The sequence below is a fragment of the Oleiphilus sp. HI0132 genome (genome assembly GCF_001635845.1).
Genome location: NZ_LWGJ01000553.1, coordinates 1 through 211 on the forward strand (window position 1 = coordinate 1; position 211 = coordinate 211).

Consider the following 211-nt stretch of genomic DNA (forward strand, 5'->3'; position numbering starts at 1 on the left):
GTTGCGCGTAACAGTGGAGCCAGGTGAGCCAACTGGTTTTACCAAAACTGTGCAGATGCTACAAAATATCTATAAGGCCAATGGTGAACTATCGGCAGTTCATCGTTGTGTGGTGGGCTGGATGGACCTTGAAGCGAGAAAGATAATTGAGTTGCCCGAGAAGATTAAAGAGCTGTATTTGATAGAAGCGCTAGTAGAGGTCTGATTCTTT

1 protein-coding gene is annotated in these 211 nt (G+C 45.0%); it reads left to right on the forward strand.

Translation table 11 applies throughout. The features are described from left to right. Positions 1 to 205, forward strand: a 205-nt coding sequence (locus tag A3766_RS30590; protein WP_197479389.1) for a hypothetical protein, incomplete at its 5' end; no start/stop codon positions are given. Between the last annotated feature and the right edge of the window lie 6 nt (positions 206 to 211).